Genomic DNA, 18,444 nt, shown 5'->3' on the forward strand with positions numbered 1-18,444 from the left:
GATTTAGTAATGATTAAAATTTGAATCCCAGCCTTATATTCCAGAAAACACCGCTTTTTGCATCCTGAATGATATCTTCGATAAAAGGTCCTTTGTGTAAATACTGAAGTCCGCTCACCAAAGAAAAATGTTTGTTGAAATTATAGGTAAAGCTGGTTAAATAAGCCGTTCCGATATACCTTTTATCTGAGCTGCTTCCGGGACGGTTCAATGCTCCGCTTGGCCGGTAAACTCCGTCGTTCAGGGAATATCGCCAGTTGAAGACAACATCCATCTGCATTTTGAGTTTGGAAGTCAGATCAAGGGTCATATACGGATGAATATCAATTAAATTGACAGGACCCACCTGCGGACTGAAGCCGAAATACCCTCCTTTTGGATATAAAGGATTAAATGTACCGAGCTTTCCATCGTTTTTAGAATGATCTCCTGATATATAATCGTTTCTCAGATTGATGCTTGGGCTGAATCTAACGTTTTCAAAGAGATATCCTACATCCACAGAGCCCGTCCAGGCACTGATATTGTCGTTTCCAAAACGTCCGAACTGATAGGCCGCTTCCAGGTTATAGATAAATCCGCCGCCATATTTCCAGAGCCTTCCGCCAATTGTGTGACGCTTTTCTCTGGCTGTTCCGGCTTCAAAAACAGATTCATCTCTACGGATTCCGAGGTAATATAGATCCAGATTTCCGGTTTCAGGAATAATAATTTTGGAATAAAGTCCCCAAAGGTTAAGCTGCTTTGAAATGGTATTATCAAAAACGCCGGTCTTGATAGAGTCTGCCATCATCGCAAAAGCATCTACGGAAATATTTTTATAGGAATACATGATTTTGGCTCCTGTAAAAGACAACCTTGCATTCGGCCCTTCCCTCACAGAAATTAATCTTCCGGAACCGTAGTCCAGCTCCTGTCTTCCCAGTCTCACTATCAGCTTCTGATCTTCCATATTCACCAAACCTGCATCCAGAAAGAGGTTCTGAATATTCATCTGGTCTTCATCAATGCCTCTTGAACCGTTTTTTCTTCCGTTTTGCAAAGCACTTCTGATCTGTGAAAATATTCTGAAGTTTTTCCCGAAATGCCAGTCTGCATGAAGATCATAGCGTTGGAGAAAAAAGTCGTTGTGTCCTATGTTAAGCCTTCCCCAATCTTCGTTGTTGAAATCCACATATTCATACCTTGCCTCACCACCCAATGAGAGATAGATATCTTTCTTTTCATTGAGAGGGAGATATTTAATTTTATCATAAAAGCTTTTGGTGGAATCTTTCAGATATTCATAATTTTCATCATACCGCAGAAGTTTAAAGCTCTGGGAGGAGAAAGTTTCAGAACATAAAAGAACTGTCATGATAAAAGCTTTTAAAAACAGTATTGAAGGTGCAGATTTCAACATTGAAAATGGTATATGGATTTTAGTGATTCAGCATATGGTGAGCATAGTGGATTCCCAATCCGTAAGAAGCACCATATTTTTTCATAAGGTCAGTTACAGGACCATATGTTTCCTGACGTGCCCAGTCTCTCTGAAGTTCCAGGATATACTGAATGGAAGTCATAGGCTTTACTCCTGAATGGATCATTCTCTGTACAGCTCTTTCGTGTGCCTCATCGCTTACATCGCCACAGGCATCGGTAATGACGTACACGTCATAGCCTTCCTCAAGTGCAGATAATGCCGGCCCCACAATACAAACGCCTGTCCATAATCCTGCGAGAACCAGTTTTTGCTTCTTGGTTCCTGTAATGGCTTTATAAGCGGCTTCATCTTCCCATGTATTCATCGTTGTTCTGTCTATATAGCCTGAGGTTGCCATAGGATATGCTTCCTCGATTTCCGGGAAAACAGGACCTGAAAAGCTTTGTTCTGCAACTGTAGTAATGATGGTCGGAACATTGAATATTTTGGATGCCCCACACAGTACTGCTACATTGTTACGCAGTTCGTTCATAGAGATACTTTTGGTTGCAAATGCCATTTGTCCTTCAAAATCAATCAGTACCAGTGCATGATTTTCAGGAGAAAGTAGTTTTGATGATGGTTTCATAAAGTTTATTTAGATGTTATTGAGTTTGAATTTTATTGCTTAAGAAATTTTAATAATTCTTCATTGAATTTGTCTTTTTCTTCGAGGAACAGTGCATGTCCGCTGTTTTCAAAAGGAATAAGCTTAGATCCTTTAATAGCTTTGTTCATTTGCTCTGCTAAAGCATAAGCCACTATCCTGTCCTGTTTTGCCTGCATGATAAGGGTCGGAATCTTGATTTTCGGTAAATCTCCACGAAGATCTTCGTCTCTTAAAGCGATTAAAGCCTGCTCCATTGCATAAGCAGATGACTGCATTTCAATCCCTCCCAGCCAGGTACCTACCCCTGGTGAAACAGAAGTTGCGGATAAAACAAATCTTTCACCTATCGTATTCAGTAATCCCGGTCTGTCTACGCTTACAAGGTCTATCCATTTGGTAATATCTTCTTTTGTAAATAGCGGATAAGGATAATCAGGTTTTTTGGTATGAACAGGTGCCGCAGCAGCGAATAATGCCAATTTACTGACATGAGCACTGTTGTATTTCGCCACGTAATGCAAAGCAATCGCACCACCCATAGAATGGCCGCCCAACGTAGCATCTTTGATATCCAATTTGTCTAAAACAGTTTTGATATCAGAAGCAAACTGGTCATAATCATATTTTCCATAAGGCTTGTCCGACTGTCCGAACCCTCTCAGAGTGATTCCTATAACCCGATAACCCGCTTTAATTAAAGGAAGATACTGGTACTCCCATGAAGCATCACTTACCGGATAACCGTGGATTAAAACAACCGGCTTACCTTCTCCAAGGTCGGAAACATGAAGCCTTACATTAGGTTCCACTTCGATATATTCTGCTCTGGCTTTCGTAGATTTTGCCGTATTTTGTGTATTAATATTGGTAAGGAATACCGCTGACAATAAAACGGCAGTACCAAAAATTGTTTTTAGTTTCATAATGATGATATTTTTAATGGCTGATTTTTGACAGATTTATTGTAAACATGTCAAAGTGGTATTGAATCAGCTGCCTTCCCTAAAAGGATCTCCATTTAAAAAGAAGACAGCAGATTTGAAAAAGAAATTATCTTTTTAGTAAATATTTATGCTGCCCTTCCAGAACGAGTTCAGATTTTTGGTTATAGACTCTCACTTTTGTGGTCACTATACCTCTGTCTTCCTGTGGCGTTAAATCGGTGATTTCCAACGAAGAATACAACGTATCTCCTGAATGTACCTCTTTCAAAAAATGGCATGATAATTCTAAAAAAGCAATAAAAACACTTCCGAAGTAATGAGGCAAAAGAGTCGCGCCCGGTGCGGTAAAAGCCAATACCTGCAAACCGTGAACTACCGGAGCTTCATGGCCATATCTTTTTGCATATTCCACATCGTAATGAATCGGATGATTATCACAGGAAACCGTTTGAAAAGCTGAAGCATGTGCATCAGTAAGAGTTCTGCTTGGCGCCCTGAACAATTCACCTACTTTCAGTTCGTCAAACGTACGGGCAGGAACAATAGCAAAATCTTCAGGATTGAATTCCGCTTCGTGAGTTTTTGAGTTTTCCATATATTTTGGATTTGAATGGAATGATAATTATTCAGCAATAAATTCCAAAAGGTCTTTATTAATGGTTTGATGCTCTGTAGTGGGCATTCCGTGAGGGAACCCCGGATATGTGATCAGTTTTCCGTTCTTTAGTAATTTAATTGATTTTAATGCCGCATTGGCAATAGGGACGATTTGGTCATCCTCACCATGCATCACCAAAACAGGAATATCCACAGCTTTTAAATCTTCGGTTAAATCTGTTTCTGAAAAAGCTTTGATCCCGTCATAATGAGCAACAATTCCTCCCATCAATCCTTGTCTCCACCAGTTTCTCTGAACTCCGTCCTTTACACTCGCTCCTTCTCTGTTATAGCCATAGAAAGGGAAAGTAAGATCATAATAAAACTGGTTTCTGTTGTTCATCGTCTGTTCTCTGATATCATCAAAAACTGACATCGGAACACCGTCAGGATTATTTTCACTCTTAACCATTACCGGCGGAATGGCACTGATCAGAACCGCTTTCTTAGCTCTTCCGTTTGCATATTTGTTAACATAACGGATCACTTCTCCACCTCCTGTTGAATGCCCGATGTGTACAACATCTTTCAGATCTAAAAATTCAACCAGTTCTGCAGCATCAGAAGCGTATTGTTCAATAGTATGATTGTAGATATTCTGGCTGGAGCGTCCGTGGCCTCTTCTGTCGTGGGTAACCACTCTGTAGCCTTTCTGTAAAAAGAAAATTACCTGTGCATCCCAGTCATCAGATGATAATGGCCACCCGTGGTGAAACATCAAGACAGGTCCTTGTCCCTGATCTTTGTAAAAAATTTCTGTTCCGTCTTTTAATGTTAATGTGCTCATTGTTGTATTATTTTTTGAATTAAACTTATGAGCATAATGCCAAAAAATAACCCAAAACAACAAAACACCTGATTTACAGAATATTATTTAAAATATCATAATAAAAAAAACTACGATATTTCGTAGTTTTATGATTGCATTATTTAGTTTTGTATAAAGAAAGTTCAATGGAAATAAATTCCATTAAAATTCCGATCATAAATAAACAAAAGCCTTTGAGGTTCCAAAGGCTTGTCTATTGTTTGCTATTTGATGTTTTCTTATTGCTGTTTTACAAACTGTAAATCGCCCGCAAGTTTCACCTGATCGCTTACCATTACTCCTCCGCCCTCAAGCGCAGCATGCCAGGTAAGTCCGAAATCTTTTCTATTGATTTTGCCTTCAAAAGAAAATCCTGCTCTTGTATTTCCGTATGGATCTGCTTTAATTCCGTTGAAATCCACATCAAGAGTAATTGGTTTTGTAATGTGGTTAATGGTAAGATCACCCTTTACTTCATTGCTTAATGCAGAAGCTTCAAAAGTGATTACAGGATGTACTTCAACATTAAAAAAGTCTGCCGATTTCAGGTGATTGTCTCTGTCGGTATTGTATGTAGATATAGAATCTGTCTGAATAGTTGCTACTGTTTTTACATTGGTAAAAGTATCGTCTTCTGCTTCAAGCTGCACATCAAAATTGGTGAAATTTCCTTTGACATTTGAAATCATCATATGTCTTACCTTGAAAGTTATTTCACTGTGTGTCGGGTCTAGGTTCCATTTTGTAGCCATTGTAATTATATTTTAAAGGTTATTTATATCACAAATTTACAGGTATCCAAGTCTGGAAGTTGTTGATATTTGATAATAAATATTTTGCATCAAAATGATTCAATGATTTATTTTGATAACGGATTTGATAATAACTTTTAATGACCAGATAATTTTCATTAAATTCGTAAATCAAGAAATCAGTTCAGGACCTAACTATGAATATCAATCAGGACAGTTTTTTAATTCTTTTCAGTTATATCGAAGCTCACAGCTCATCCACATTAAGTTCTGATGACAAAAAATTTATACGAGAGTTATTTGTTTACAAAAAAATTGAAAAAAAACAGTTTTTTCTAAAGCAGGGAGAAATTTGCAAATACTGTGGTTTCATCATTAAGGGAGCAATGAAACAATATTCTGTGGACGACTCTGGAAAGGAAAATGTCATCAACCTTTATCTGGAAAACTGGTGGGTAGCTGATCGAGAAAGTCTATTAGGTTCAAAACCGTCCATTTATACTATTGAAGCCTATGAGGATACTGAGATGTTGATGATTTCAAAAGAAGACATTAACGAAATGACAAAAGTTCCGGCTTTAAACGAATTGACAAAACGATTGGATATGAACCACGGCATAGCGATGCAAAATCGCATCAATAATGCAATAAGCCTTTCCGCAGCAGAACGTTATCATAATCTTTTTAAAACTCATCCTGCATTTTTACAAAGATTTCCACAACATCTTATTGCATCGTATTTGGGAATTACAAAAGAAACTTTAAGCCGTATCCGTAAACAGAAATAGATTTGAGAAAAATTTAATAAGAATCACCAATTAAATAGTTAACGTTATTTTGAGCGTTAATGATTAAATCAAGCAAGCTATGAATGTTTATCATGCTCTCCCATTCTTGATAGAATCACTCTTCTCAGTCTATCTTCATTCTCGTCGCCCCAACCGCCTAATACAGAAATTACAGGAATTAGTGTCTTACCAAAATCTGTGAGTGAATATTCAACTTTGGGAGGGACCTGAGCATAGATTTTTTTAGTGACAAGTTCATGCTCTTCAAGTTCCTTTAATTGAATATTTAATACACGCCTTGATGCATCCGGAATTTTACGCTGTAATTCACTTGGACGCAGATGTCCCTGATAGATAAACCATAGCAGACGGATTTTCCACTTGCCATAAAGGACTTCACCAATAAGGTCAAGACCACAGTTCAAATTCAAAGGTATTTTTCTTTCATGCATATACAAATGTAGCCCAATGTACCAAATTGTACAATAGGGGAATAAATTATCCCTATGCAATTCGATTTTCCGTTATTGCCTAAAATAGTGATACTTCGGAAATTTGTATCAAAGAATTAGACAATGGAAAATCAATTTAATTACAACGATGAACTTCAAGGTAAAATTGCCTTGGTAACAGGAGGAACAAAAGGGGCCGGACAAGCCATAGCAGAGAGATTGCTACAAGCCGGTGCAAAGGTTATTATTACAGCGAGAAACAAGCCTGAAAAAGAAAATGAAAACCTGCATTTTATTTCGGCCGATTTAAGTACAGCTCAAGGAACACAAAATGTCATCAGCGAAGTGCTGTCTACTTATGGCAGACTCGACATTCTTGTGAACAACCTTGGTTCTTCATCAACACCTGCGGGAGGCTTCATTGCACTGAACGATGAAGATTGGGAATCAACTCTTCGAGCCAATTTGCTTGCTCCGGTGAGACTGGACAGAGGGTTTTTACCACAAATGATAGAGCGCAAAAGCGGTGTTATTATTCATATTGCTTCAATCCAGGGTAAACTGCCGTTGTATGATTCTACTTTGCCGTATGCAGCTGCAAAGGCAGCATTGATCAATTACAGTAAAAGTTTGTCAAATGAAGTAACCCCCAAAGGTGTCCGCGTGCTGACTGTTTCACCGGGATGGATCAATACAACGGCATCCACAGCGTGGCTGGGTGAGATTGCAAGAAATGCAAATAGTACAGAAGAAGAGGCCATGCAAAGTGTTATGGATGCATTGGGTGGAATACCTTACGGCAGACCCGCAGAACCGGGAGAAGTTGCTGAATTAGTAGGTTTCCTAGTTTCATCAAGAGCCAGCTATTTAACCGGAACTGAATTTGTAATCGATGGTGGCACAGTGCCAACAGTTTAATCATCTTAAAAAAATAAAAAATGAACCTACCAAAAGTTATCACAGATTTAATCGAAGCCCAAAACAATTTTGACAGTATTGCTTATGCCAATTGTTTTAATGAAAATGCAGAAGTATTTGATGAAGGCAAAACTCATAACGGAAAAACCGAAATTGAAAAATGGATTGATAAAGCCAACAAAGATTACAATGCTACTATGAAGCCTTTAGACTATAATGAAAATGAAAATATTTTATCGGCAGAAGTTTTAGGAGACTTTCCTGGCAGCCCTATTGTTTTGAAATATCATTTTCAATTGTCTGACGGATATATTCAATCATTGAAAGTAACCGGTTAATATAATAACCGATACAATTAATTAAAGCTGGAGATTTCACTTCAGCTTTTTGGTTTATAAATCCTGCTATTCATTCTCTTTTAATAAAAAATGGCTACAATGAGTAGCCATTTTTCTAAATATTTTTATGATATTTCAATCCTTCTTGGTGGTTTCTGCTTTGCATCTTCCTTCTTAGGAATAGTAAGCATAAGCAATCCGTTTTCATATTTCGCGTTAATGTTATCCTGGTCAACAACATTTTTCGGAAGTTCAAAACTACGCTGGAAGGACTGATAACTGAACTCTCTTCGGGTGAAGTTCTCTTCTTTTGTTTCACTACTGTCCTGTTTCATGGATGAAATGGTCAGCAGGTTACCATCAAGGCTGATATCAAAATCATTCTTATCCATTCCGGGTGCAGCAACCTGAACCTCATACGCATCCCCGTTTTCCTTTATATTTACCGATGGTACGGTTGTACTGGTAGATGAGTAATTGTTATTACCCCAGTTAAAAAGTTCACGACTAAAAAAATCATCAAAGATGTTTGAAATGCCTAAATTGCTGTTTCCGTTTCTTTTCATTAGATTATTCATAGTAATCTCTTTTTAAATAAGTTTAACAATTATTTAATAACACATCAGCTGGCCAGCTGTACTTAAAAACCAGCAAAAAAAATACCACCGGATAAATGGTGATATTTTTTCAGAATTTCTGTCAAAATTTCATTTTTGTGACACAAAATGAGTCCTGATTTCAATCCCATATCTCTCATTTCTTATTTTAAGTGCGTACAGGTTTACGAATCTTAACGAATGCACCGCAACTGATCCAAAAGGTGGATAGCAATAGAGACAAACAGGTAATACCTAATCCGGCTTTATACAGATCATATCCTACCATATCGGATTTATAGGCAATAGATAGTGCCAGGATCCCAAATTCCCCGGTCTGAGAAAGCAATGCTCCACCATAAAAACTGTCTTTCCAGCTGAAGTTCAGAATCCGAAAGAAAACGGATGACATAATACTATTGCTTATTAAAACGACTAAAGTACCGATACCAATCAGCATATAATTGGATAAAAGATAATTAATATCCAGTCTTAGACCAATGGATACGAAAAAAAGTGAAATAAAGAAAACCTTGAAGGGCAACAAAGAGTTTTCAAGCCAGTGGAATGCCTGTATTTTTCCAACCAGAACTCCTGCTATAAAACTTCCCAATGCGGCACTAAGACCAATGGTTTCCGCAATAAGACCAAAGCCAAGACAGATAAAAAGGCCAAAAAAAACCTGCAGATCATGGTCATTTTCAAGAAAAGTATTTGAAATTCTGATCTCCCTTAAATTTCTGACCTTCCTGAATATTAAAAAAATACCGATGCATAAAGCTAAAGGAAGCACAAAGTTAAAGATGTTGAATTCTTCACCACTCCAGAACTTCAGCAGGGTCAGTACCGGAGCAAGAAGAAGGTCCTGCAATAACAGGATATTGAGTATAATTATTCCAAAGGCGGTATTTAACGTTCCATGCCTTTTCATAAAATCGACAACAACTGCTGTACTGTTGAACATAAAAAGGATGGCAATCAGGAGAATACTTTTATAGTCCAGGTGAAGTATCCTTCCGAGGAGATAGGCAAATACAAAGCTCAGCAACACTTTAATACTCTGCGCCATCACAGGCTTAATAATAAGACTTCTTTTATTCGGAATATTGATTTCCATTCCGATGAAGAACATCAGCAACAATATCCCGATCTCTCCAATAACTTCTATTTCATCTGGTTTATCTACAATTCTGAAAACATAGGGTCCCAACAATACCCCGGCAATAATATAAGCGATAAGATAGGGCTGCTTAAGTTTTTTCAGCAAAAACATCAGACCTAAAATTGTCATACACAAAACACATACTGTCCAAAGCATATCTCTATAACTATTAGGGTTTAAATATTTCAATCTTTAGATTCAAACAAGTAAAATCCGTTTAAACGGCAGTGTAAAGGTAGCTGGCCGGCTATGTGGAAAGTCAACAAAAAAAATACCAGTTGATATGCTGTGATATTTTTTCTGAAATACTGTCAAAATTTCATGGTTCCTGGCTGCTAAGATTTATTGAGGGAGGCATCCAGTACACATTAATTAACTGATTATCAAAAATATATTCGTACCTTACACCCATAAATCTAATTGTTTGCAAAGAGCGGATAATTTTATAATTCCAGCATATGCAAACCACCGCAGTACAACCGCATCCCTTATCCCACAGATCAGATAATAACCCATCTTCTCAGATCCGAATTGCTTATTTTATCATGGTACACCACAAGCCGGAAATATTTAAGGCAATGTTCGAAAAAATCTACACCCGTGATCAGTTTTATCTGGTTCATATAGACCGGAAAGCCAAAGAAGAGTTTACCGAGGAAATCCAGCAGTATCTGGTACATTTTCCCAACGTTTATATTCTGGAAAGCATAAATATCGTAGCTGGCGGATTCAGTATGATTCAGGCAGAACTTAATGCCATGGAATACTTACTTAATGTGAACGCAGAATGGGATTATTTTGTCAACCTAAGCGGAGAAGATTATCCACTTAAATCACAAAATATTATTCGTCAGTTTCTCACAGTAAATAATGGCAGGAACTATCTTTTTTATTATGATCAGAAGTTTTACAGACCTGCTACGCTTCAGAGGATACAGAACCACTTCACGGAACTCACCCATAAAATCTCTTCAATGATTTATAAAAGGGCATTCATGGACGGTGTTACTCCTTATATCGGCGGAAAATGGTTTATGTTCACCCGAGAAACATGTTCCTTTTTAACCAATAACAAACGGGTAATGGATTTTGAGGATTATTATTTACATACGCTCTTACCTGCAGAATCATTTTTTCAGACCGTGCTCATGAATACGGTTTTTAAAGATATTATTGTAAATGATGATAAAAGAGCATCTATTGAAAAGTCTTTTTTTAACAGGGATCAATCCCAAAATCATCTTATCGGATTATTAAAAACTACTAACCAGCTTTTTATCCGAAAGTTAAATCATGAGATCCATCAAAAGATTCTTAAATATATTGATGAAACTTACGATCTTCCATTAACTGATGTGAACGAGGTGGAAAGAGAATTAAAAAGGGATGAGCGTAACGATAAATGGTCGTAATACATTGAAAAGCTAGTCGGAATGGTTGTTTCGTAAAAAATGCAGTCCGGGTTATAACCCATTTCACAAAAAATTGTTTCCCTGCCTATTGTTTTCCGGAATTTTCACCCTGAAATACATTGGTATTAAAATTAAATGTGCAGTTATTTGTTAAAATATGAATTTTGAGATTTTCCACATAAACAGGATTTCCTTTTTTGACGTTATCCGTATTTGTTTGTCCAATATCTTTCGCATCCATTATCCACACTGATCCCGATCCGAAACAGCTTGCATTAGCCCCTCTTTCTATAAGCAGAGCCGTGTCTTCCCCCAGACCGATTCCCCAGCAATTTTGATGTAAGATTATGGCGTGTGCAAGCCTCCCGAAACGTGCCCGATGTACAAAATGTGTATCGACAATACAATTTTCTATAAACCCCAACCCGGCACCTAATTCAATATCATGTTCCAGAATAGCTTCCCCGTTGATGGCTTCGAGAATGACTATTTTAGGGATACACATTGCTCCTGCACTGGTTCCTGCAATCATAAAATCCTCCTCTTCAAAGTATTTTTTCTTTAGCATATCTGTGAGAACGGATTGTGTTAAATATTCACAGATACGGTTTTGATCTCCTCCGGTAAAAAATACAGCTTTGGCAGCCTCCAATCTTTTTAAAAAATAATCTGTATGGCAATGATCATCGGCTATATGAAGAAAATCAAAATTTGTGAATCCGATTTCTTGAAAGGTTTTCATATACGTTTTCTTTGCATCATCCGGTTCAGAGGTGGCTACTGTGATCACTTCTATCCGGTCATCTTTAGATTTTACAAGCAATTTAAGAATCTCATAAGGAGAAAAATCATTATTTTTTTCCTTCATTTCAGGATCATTTCCATCCTTATCTTCTTTACCACCTATAATTAGTAATTTTCCTTTGGGTGTCATTTTAAACCGTATTTAATTAGTAGTTATTGAATATTATTTCTATTGATAAAATTTAAATTATAATGAAGTAAATCATCCTTTATCCGATTTCCACTAAATAAATTAAGTGTGGCTCCTCCTGTAAGGATATGTCCTTGTAAATTTTTGGCATAAACAGATGCTCCTGCTTTTATTCTTCTATTTTTTATATTTCTAGCATTGACAACCATTACAGTACCTTTACCTAAACATGAAACTTTGTAGCCTTTGTCAATAATTAATGCCATTCCTCTGTTTAAACCAATGCCTAAGCATTCCTTATTAGCTATGATTGCTTTTACAAGACCTTTACATCTTTCACCATGTTGAAACTTTGTATCTATGATACAGTTATGTATAAATCCAAGACCGGTACCAGTTCCTCCTTCACTTAATATAACCCTTGAGATGCACATGGCCCCGGCATCTATTCCCACAATGGTAAAATCCTCCTCATCATGGTACCTCTTAAGTAAAAGCTCCATTATTGCTGATCTCTTCATCATTTTCCATATTTCAGGCTCTCCACCGGCCAAGAAAACAACTTTAGCTTCACTTATCTTTGTATAACAATTGTGAAAATCTTCGGTATGCTGAACATTTATTATCCCAAAGTTGCTATACCCCTCTGCTTGTAGCATTTTAATTAGCCTTTCGTTAGCGCATCCACCAGAATTGGAAGTTGTAAGGATTTCGAGACGACTATCCTTTTCCTCTGACAAGAAGCTGAAAATTTCAAACGGAAAATCTGGTGATGTAACTTCATTTTTAGCATCATGGAAAATACCCATGTCAGCACCTCTCATGATTATAAGTCTACCTTTTGGATTCATAATAAATAGTGATTAATTCCCTATCTCACGACAGCACTATCTTTTGTAAGTTTCGTCGTGTCTGAGATTTCGTTTAATGTTTGGATCGTATCTGATTTTTTGTCGTTCACAGTCTCTTTTTTATTGGACTGATCAATATACTGTGTTTCAGATTTTGTACATGCCGACAAAACCGACAACAGGAATAAAAACTGTATCAAGTATTTCATAATAATGGGATTTGATAATAGCAAACCTAGCCATTGAAAAAAGAAAAATATATGATCAAAATCACAAAACAATTAAAAAAATTAACCAAAACAATAAACTACACATTGAAAATAAATTTATTATGACATGAATCATAAAAAACGCTTGAAGAGGAAGAAGATACCGACTATAACCTGACAGAGATTGCTGAGACATATATCAATCTTGACGCTGAACAGGAAGATTAATGTGAAAAGAAGGGAGGTTTCAAAAATGGACAATATAATGCAGTGAAAAATCCAATATGACAACCAGTCAATATGGTTTTCATACTTAAGAAAGACAAAAGCAAGATTATATGGTTTTGAGACCTCCCTTATTTTATCATCGAATGTAAGTGATAACAGTATTTATATGCAAAATTTCCGCACAATTCCATTTTTCCAGACCGTGTATTATTTTCTAACCGGAATATGGCCTTTGATCCATCTGGAAAGTTTCTTATTTGTTTCAGGTCCAAAAACAGATATTTGGCTTGTTAAAACCGTAGGCTTACTTCTTTTACCTTATTCATTACTTCTTGCGTACCTTACGATAAGTGTTAGAAAAAATAAGATAATTGCTTTATCAATATTAATTTGTTGCCTCAGTTTACTAATTATCGACCTATATTATTACATCCAAAAAGTTATTAAATGGGTATATCTTGTTGATTGTTTTTTACAAGCTATCTTTTCAGCATATTGGTTATATTATCTGTGTATCAATTCAAACAAAAAACATCTCTGATTTTTTGATTCCCATAAAATAATGTGCTGAAGTAGCAGTGTTTATTATTAATCTTTCAATATATACTCTTCATATACGGTATTGATCAGCTGATCGGAATGGATGTTCCGTGAAAAAATGGGATAATGAAAGCGATCCAGCTTATTGAGAATACGTATAAGTTCCATCTTTTCATTGTAATTAAGGTTTCCTGCCACAATATTCGTGGCCTGGCGGATCTTTTCCATTTGTTTTTCTAAAACCGATAATCCTCTTTCCGTGATACGGATCAATTTACTGCGTTTATCGACCTCGGATTCCGTCTGCTCTATAAGTCCCTGACGCAGTAATCTTGCAATAATAAGCATACCTACCGGTTTATCATGAATATTTTTCTTGATAAGAGCCATCTTCGTCATTTCTCCGAACGCCTTTAAATTAATTAAATAAATAAAATCTTCCTGGGTGGAAAATTCAGAATCCAGAATAGCAGATTTTGAATAGGTTTTTGCATACCGATTCAGATGAACGAGCAGTGTACTGATAGCACTTTCCGGCGTCCTTCCGTTCTCTTTACCCTCCCAATAAGGCTCCTCTAAAGAATTTGACCCCATATTTCCCTGAGCAGAAATCCATGTTTTAAAGCCCTGGATATTGCCCGGATATAAATCAGGATTGGAACGGACTTCCGTTTCAAACTCCTGTAACAGATCTATACAATCTTTAATAAGCGTGTAATTCATTTTAATTAAATAGTTTACAAATATACCAAATTCCTCATACAAGTCTATAGCTTACCATTATGAGCTAGACCAAATAAAATTGATTCAGCTGTTCTTCGCAAAGTGTCCGGATGACTTCGATCCACCGGTCTTCATCATTCAGGCAAGGTATATAATTGAAATTTTCACCACCTGCTTCGAGAAAGAGTTCTTTTCCCTCAACTGAAATTTCTTCCAGGGTTTCAAGGCAATCTGAAACAAATGCAGGACAAACAATAGCAAGATTTTTAATTCCTTTTCCGGGAATCGTTTTTAATGTATGATCTGTGTAAGGCTCAATCCATTTGTCTTTTCCTAATCGGGACTGAAAAGAGACAATCACTTTATCTTTAGGTAATCCCAGTTTTTTGATCACCTGCTCGGTGGTATTAAAACACTGATGGCGGTAACAAAACGAATGGCTGGGAAGGGTATCTTTATAACAGCAATCATTCATATTGCAGGTCTTCGTTGGATCCGTTTTGTAAATATGTCTTTCCGGAACCCCATGATAAGAGAACAACAAGGCGTCAAAATTTTCAGGAAGTTTCTCCCGGATACTTTCTGCCAGACAATTGATGTAAAGGTCCCGATGATAAAAAGGCTGAATGTAATTGATCTTTATATGGGGAAATTTTTTCTTTCTTATTTCTTCAGCTTTTTCAATCACAGTTTCGGTAGTACTCATCGCATATTGGGGATAAAGCGGAAGTAAAACAATTTCTGTAACTCCCTTTTCAGCCAGGTTCCTGATGCCTGTTTCAATGCTGGGTTCAGCATACCGCATTCCTATTTCAACGGGAACATCCACGAGCTTTTGCAGCTTTTGCCGTATCTTTTTTGTTATAACAATAAGTGGAGAGCCTTCATCTGTCCAGACGGTTTTATAAGCTTCTGCTGATTTCGCCGGGCGGGTATTTAAAATAATTCCACGAACCAGAAGTGCCCGGAAAATCCACCGGTAATCAATCACTTTTTCATCCATCAGGAATTCATCCAGATATTCTTTTACATCCTTTACCGCCGTTGATCTTGGTGAACCAAGATTGATTAATAAAATTCCTTTTTTTGCCATGTCTTTTTCGTTATTCTGCTAATGCTTCCTTATAAGTTTTTAATGCTCTTTCTCTGGCTTTTGCATGTTCTACAATCGGTTCTTCCTTGTAATCTGCGGGAAGCCATTTTGTGATATATTTAGTTTCTTTATCAAATTTTTTAGTCTGCTCATATGGATTAAATATCCTGAAGTAAGGTGCAGCATCACAACCGCAACCTGCAGCCCATTGCCAGTTCCCGTTATTGGCTGCGAGATCGTAGTCTAATAATTTTTCAGCAAAATAGGCTTCTCCCCATCGCCAATCAATGAGCAGATGTTTGGTAAGAAAACTTGCAGTGATCATTCTTACCCTGTTATGCATAAATCCGGTTTGATTGAGCTCTCTCATTCCGGCATCCACAATAGGATATCCTGTTTTACCTTCACACCAAGCCTTAAACTCTTTTTCATCATTCCTCCACTTAATATCTTCATATTTCTTTTTAAAACAATGATGAACAACATCTGGAAAGTGATACAGAATTTGCATGAAAAATTCCCTCCAGATAAGCTCATTAAGCCAGACTTCATTATGCTTAATAGCGTACCGTATACATTTCCTTACCGAAATGGTACCGAAACGCAGTGCGATCCCAAGGTGTGTGGTATGATCCATAGCTGGAAAATCCCTGTATTTTCCGTAAGAATCTATTATATTCTTTTTCAGCTCAGGTTCTTTAAATTCAAGGTCTGTTTTCTTAAATCCGATTTTTTTCAGTGAGATGATCTCCGAAGGCCCGTTATAATCTGCAAACTGATCAAATTGTATGGTAAAAGTTTCTACGTTTTTCAAATTTGCCTTCCATTTCTTAGAATACGGAGTAAAAACGGTATAAGGAGAAAGGTCATCCTTCACAATATCATTACCCTCAAACAGTACCTGATCTTTAAAATCTTTAAAATCAATATGACTTTTCAGCAGCAGATCAGCTACCCGTTGGTCCCTTTGTATGGCTGAAGGTTCATAATCCCTGTTGCAAAAAACCGTATCAATAGTAAAATCCTCCGTTAGTTTTTTAAAAACATCAACGGGACTACCATAATAAACCCTAAGTCCGCTGTTGTATTTTTGCAAAGTCTGATGCATCCGTTGCAAAGCCTGATGAATATAATCTACTCGTTTATCATTTTTATCCGGAAGACGGTCCAGGATCTCAGTATCAAAGATAAAAACAGGAACAACCTTTAACCCTGAGGTAAGGGCATGATGAAGACCAACATTATCTTCCAGCCTAAGGTCTCTTCTGAACCAAAAAATATTTACTTTCTCCATGAGGTATCTTTTACAATTAAAGTATAGTATTTGTTTAATAGCTGGGAATTTTCTGTTCTTTACTTTCAGTCAGTTTTTTAAAGAAATAAATAATAAGCAAAAACTGACTGTAACCATACACAGCATCTTCGACAGGAATGGTCCCCATTCTGATTCCCATAAACTCATCAGGGTTATAATTCACCACCGGAGATTGAATCAAAGAACCGGTAAGTATTCCATTTACAGCAAAGAATCCCGGCATTAAGACCAGATACACAAAGCTTGCTTTCCCTATCCATTCTTTTTTACCTATAAAATGGAGATAACAAAGGGTGAAAATCGTAACAATGATCGTTACCAGGGTATATATTCTGTCATAAAAAAGAAGTCCTGTAACACTGAGGATAATAACGGCAGCAAATACGATCAGGTTATTGAAAGCATTGGCCCAGTCCAGATTAAAAAATTTGTCCAGACAGTAGTAGGTAAAAACACACGCAAAGGGAATGCAGAAAAAAAACAGCCACTCTTCAATAGGAAGTCCGGCCATCTTAAATCCCATAGTGTACCTGAGATCAAACCACCACACCCCTTTTGCAGTGAACCATATATCCCAGCCAATAAAAGGAATGGCTACAATAGCAGAGGAAATCAAAAACTTTCCGAAAAGCTTATGAAACTGTATTCTCTTATCAAAAGAAGCCAAAAAGCAAATGATAATAGTGAAAAAATTGATTAGTATGTAAGTATAAGGCATCATTTTTTATTGAAATACATTTTAAAATACTTTACAGGAACCCACAAAAAACCAAAGCACTCCCCGCTTTCCTTTCCCAGATGTTTATGATGCTGTTTATGGGCACGCCTGATGGCAAGGAAATACGGATTCTTTGTCTTAGTAAAGACCTTTGCCCTTTGATGAATAAAAATATCATGCACAAAGAAATAGGCCATTCCATAAAGGCTTATTCCAAGGCCTACAAAAAAAGATAACTGAATTCCTGTTTTACTCCAAGGTATAATAGAGCAATAGCCGGGCTTGCGAAAATGAAAAAGAAGAGGTCATTTCTTTCCAGTTTTCCATCGTGACTATGGTCATGATGATCGCGATGCAGGCTCCAGAGAAAACCGTGCATAATATATCTGTGGATCAGCCATGTTGCGCCTTCCATTGAAATAAAAACACCTAAGACGATCAGAAAATGCATGTTAATAATCATTATTGTTAAAAAGAGCATTTAAAACGCCGGACCTTAAATCGAATATACTTTCGAGCTTTTTCTTTATAAATAACCGATGGGCTATTCTTCCTATGATCCCCAGGGGAAGTTCATAATCTACAGTATCTTTCATCAATACTCCTTTATCATTTGGAATGAATTCATGAAAATGATTCCAATACTTATACGGACCTTTTTTCTGGAAGCCGGTAAAGCTTTTATAATCTTCTACCTGGCTAATCATCATTTCCCATTTGATCGGGCTTCCTAAAAAAGAAAAGGCCCTATACTCTATTTCCATTCCTTTAAAGACCGGCCGGTCCAGAATACCCGAAACAACCAGAAAATTCATTACTTCAGGAGTTGCTTCAGAAAAATGATCATGCGATGAGAAGAAATTCCAGACCGATTCGATAGTACAATTTAATTGTTGCTCCCTGTATAATCTGTGTAACATTCTTTTTATTA

Annotated in this window: 21 protein-coding genes and 1 pseudogene; 4 read left to right on the forward strand and 18 right to left on the reverse strand. The window is 36.9% G+C overall.

The features are described 5' to 3' along the window. Positions 1 to 13 precede the first annotated feature (13 nt). The 6 genes from MTQ00_RS08570 to MTQ00_RS08595 all read right to left on the reverse strand — a co-directional run bounded on the left by MTQ00_RS08570 (position 14) and on the right by MTQ00_RS08595 (position 5,236). A complete protein-coding gene (locus MTQ00_RS08570; RefSeq protein ID WP_273648469.1) occupies positions 14 to 1,357 on the reverse strand; it encodes an alginate export family protein in 1,344 nt (447 codons plus the stop codon). A 64-nt stretch (positions 1,358 to 1,421) separates the two neighbouring features. Continuing rightward, entirely contained in the window at positions 1,422 to 2,054 is a 633-nt protein-coding gene (locus MTQ00_RS08575) for a hydrolase (protein WP_273648470.1), read from the reverse strand. 32 nt (positions 2,055 to 2,086) lie between these two features. Beyond that, the gene (locus MTQ00_RS08580; protein ID WP_273648471.1) at positions 2,087 to 2,998 is read right to left on the reverse strand and encodes an alpha/beta fold hydrolase; all 912 of its coding nucleotides are present in this window, start codon (positions 2,996 to 2,998) and stop codon (positions 2,087 to 2,089) included. Positions 2,999 to 3,125: 127 nt separating this feature from the next. Continuing rightward, the gene (locus MTQ00_RS08585; RefSeq protein WP_172279137.1) at positions 3,126 to 3,614 is read right to left on the reverse strand and encodes a MaoC family dehydratase; all 489 of its coding nucleotides are present in this window, start codon (positions 3,612 to 3,614) and stop codon (positions 3,126 to 3,128) included. A 27-nt stretch (positions 3,615 to 3,641) separates the two neighbouring features. After that, positions 3,642 to 4,463 carry an alpha/beta fold hydrolase gene (locus MTQ00_RS08590; RefSeq protein WP_172279139.1) on the reverse strand — a complete coding sequence of 274 codons (822 nt, stop codon included), beginning with the start codon at positions 4,461 to 4,463 and terminating at the stop codon, positions 3,642 to 3,644. Positions 4,464 to 4,723: 260 nt separating this feature from the next. Further along, entirely contained in the window at positions 4,724 to 5,236 is a 513-nt protein-coding gene (locus MTQ00_RS08595; RefSeq protein WP_273648472.1) for a YceI family protein, read from the reverse strand. A gap of 197 nt (positions 5,237 to 5,433) precedes the next feature. On the opposite strand from MTQ00_RS08595, the gene MTQ00_RS08600 reads away from it, so the two are divergent. After that, entirely contained in the window at positions 5,434 to 6,024 is a 591-nt protein-coding gene (locus tag MTQ00_RS08600; RefSeq protein ID WP_273648473.1) for a Crp/Fnr family transcriptional regulator, read from the forward strand. A gap of 77 nt (positions 6,025 to 6,101) precedes the next feature. On the opposite strand, the gene MTQ00_RS08605 is transcribed toward MTQ00_RS08600, so the two are convergent. Beyond that, positions 6,102 to 6,455: a winged helix-turn-helix transcriptional regulator gene (locus MTQ00_RS08605; RefSeq protein WP_228456963.1), complete on the reverse strand. Its 354-nt coding sequence runs from the start codon at positions 6,453 to 6,455 to the stop codon at positions 6,102 to 6,104. 144 nt (positions 6,456 to 6,599) lie between these two features. Between MTQ00_RS08605 and MTQ00_RS08610 the strand changes: the two genes are divergently transcribed. Both MTQ00_RS08610 and MTQ00_RS08615 read left to right on the forward strand, forming a co-directional pair. Next, on the forward strand, positions 6,600 to 7,394 hold the full coding sequence (locus tag MTQ00_RS08610; protein ID WP_273648474.1) for an SDR family oxidoreductase: 795 nt from the start codon (positions 6,600 to 6,602) through the stop codon (positions 7,392 to 7,394). A 20-nt stretch (positions 7,395 to 7,414) separates the two neighbouring features. After that, entirely contained in the window at positions 7,415 to 7,732 is a 318-nt protein-coding gene (locus tag MTQ00_RS08615) for a nuclear transport factor 2 family protein (protein ID WP_172279149.1), read from the forward strand. A 125-nt stretch (positions 7,733 to 7,857) separates the two neighbouring features. On the opposite strand, the gene MTQ00_RS08620 is transcribed toward MTQ00_RS08615, so the two are convergent. Both MTQ00_RS08620 and MTQ00_RS08625 read right to left on the reverse strand, forming a co-directional pair. Continuing rightward, the gene (locus MTQ00_RS08620) at positions 7,858 to 8,310 is read right to left on the reverse strand and encodes an Hsp20/alpha crystallin family protein (RefSeq protein WP_172279151.1); all 453 of its coding nucleotides are present in this window, start codon (positions 8,308 to 8,310) and stop codon (positions 7,858 to 7,860) included. Positions 8,311 to 8,497: 187 nt separating this feature from the next. Continuing rightward, positions 8,498 to 9,646: a cation:proton antiporter gene (locus MTQ00_RS08625; protein ID WP_273648475.1), complete on the reverse strand. Its 1,149-nt coding sequence runs from the start codon at positions 9,644 to 9,646 to the stop codon at positions 8,498 to 8,500. Between the two features lie 302 nt (positions 9,647 to 9,948). Between MTQ00_RS08625 and MTQ00_RS08630 the strand changes: the two genes are divergently transcribed. Beyond that, the gene (locus MTQ00_RS08630; RefSeq protein ID WP_273648476.1) at positions 9,949 to 10,902 is read left to right on the forward strand and encodes a beta-1,6-N-acetylglucosaminyltransferase; all 954 of its coding nucleotides are present in this window, start codon (positions 9,949 to 9,951) and stop codon (positions 10,900 to 10,902) included. Positions 10,903 to 10,987: 85 nt separating this feature from the next. Here the strand turns inward: MTQ00_RS08630 and MTQ00_RS08635 are convergent, their stop codons facing one another. From MTQ00_RS08635 to MTQ00_RS08675, 9 genes and pseudogenes are all read right to left on the reverse strand, one after another. Continuing rightward, positions 10,988 to 11,836, reverse strand: coding sequence for a cyanophycinase (locus MTQ00_RS08635; protein ID WP_273648477.1), 849 nt, complete (start codon positions 11,834 to 11,836; stop codon positions 10,988 to 10,990). Positions 11,837 to 11,859: 23 nt separating this feature from the next. Continuing rightward, positions 11,860 to 12,687, reverse strand: a complete 828-nt coding sequence (locus tag MTQ00_RS08640) for a Type 1 glutamine amidotransferase-like domain-containing protein (protein WP_273648478.1) — start codon at positions 12,685 to 12,687, stop codon at positions 11,860 to 11,862. 20 nt (positions 12,688 to 12,707) lie between these two features. After that, the gene (locus MTQ00_RS08645) at positions 12,708 to 12,896 is read right to left on the reverse strand and encodes a hypothetical protein (protein ID WP_273648479.1); all 189 of its coding nucleotides are present in this window, start codon (positions 12,894 to 12,896) and stop codon (positions 12,708 to 12,710) included. Between the two features lie 816 nt (positions 12,897 to 13,712). Next, entirely contained in the window at positions 13,713 to 14,387 is a 675-nt protein-coding gene (locus tag MTQ00_RS08650; RefSeq protein ID WP_273648481.1) for a MarR family winged helix-turn-helix transcriptional regulator, read from the reverse strand. 64 nt (positions 14,388 to 14,451) lie between these two features. After that, positions 14,452 to 15,480, reverse strand: a complete 1,029-nt coding sequence (hemH, locus tag MTQ00_RS08655; RefSeq protein WP_273648482.1) for a ferrochelatase — start codon at positions 15,478 to 15,480, stop codon at positions 14,452 to 14,454. A gap of 10 nt (positions 15,481 to 15,490) precedes the next feature. Further along, positions 15,491 to 16,774: a cryptochrome/photolyase family protein gene (locus tag MTQ00_RS08660; protein WP_273648483.1), complete on the reverse strand. Its 1,284-nt coding sequence runs from the start codon at positions 16,772 to 16,774 to the stop codon at positions 15,491 to 15,493. A gap of 34 nt (positions 16,775 to 16,808) precedes the next feature. Then, positions 16,809 to 17,516 (reverse strand): lycopene cyclase domain-containing protein, encoded by a 708-nt coding sequence (locus MTQ00_RS08665; RefSeq protein ID WP_273648484.1) that lies wholly within the window; start codon positions 17,514 to 17,516, stop codon positions 16,809 to 16,811. After that, positions 17,513 to 17,964, reverse strand: a pseudogene (locus MTQ00_RS08670) (beta-carotene hydroxylase). Before MTQ00_RS08670 ends, MTQ00_RS08665 begins: the two are co-directional and overlap by 4 nt. A gap of 1 nt (position 17,965) precedes the next feature. Continuing rightward, a complete protein-coding gene (locus tag MTQ00_RS08675; protein WP_172279167.1) occupies positions 17,966 to 18,433 on the reverse strand; it encodes an SRPBCC family protein in 468 nt (155 codons plus the stop codon). Positions 18,434 to 18,444: the final 11 nt, after the last annotated feature.

This window comes from Chryseobacterium sp. B21-037 (assembly GCF_028570785.1).
In the GTDB taxonomy this organism is placed as follows: Bacteria; Bacteroidota; Bacteroidia; order Flavobacteriales; family Weeksellaceae; genus Chryseobacterium; species Chryseobacterium proteolyticum.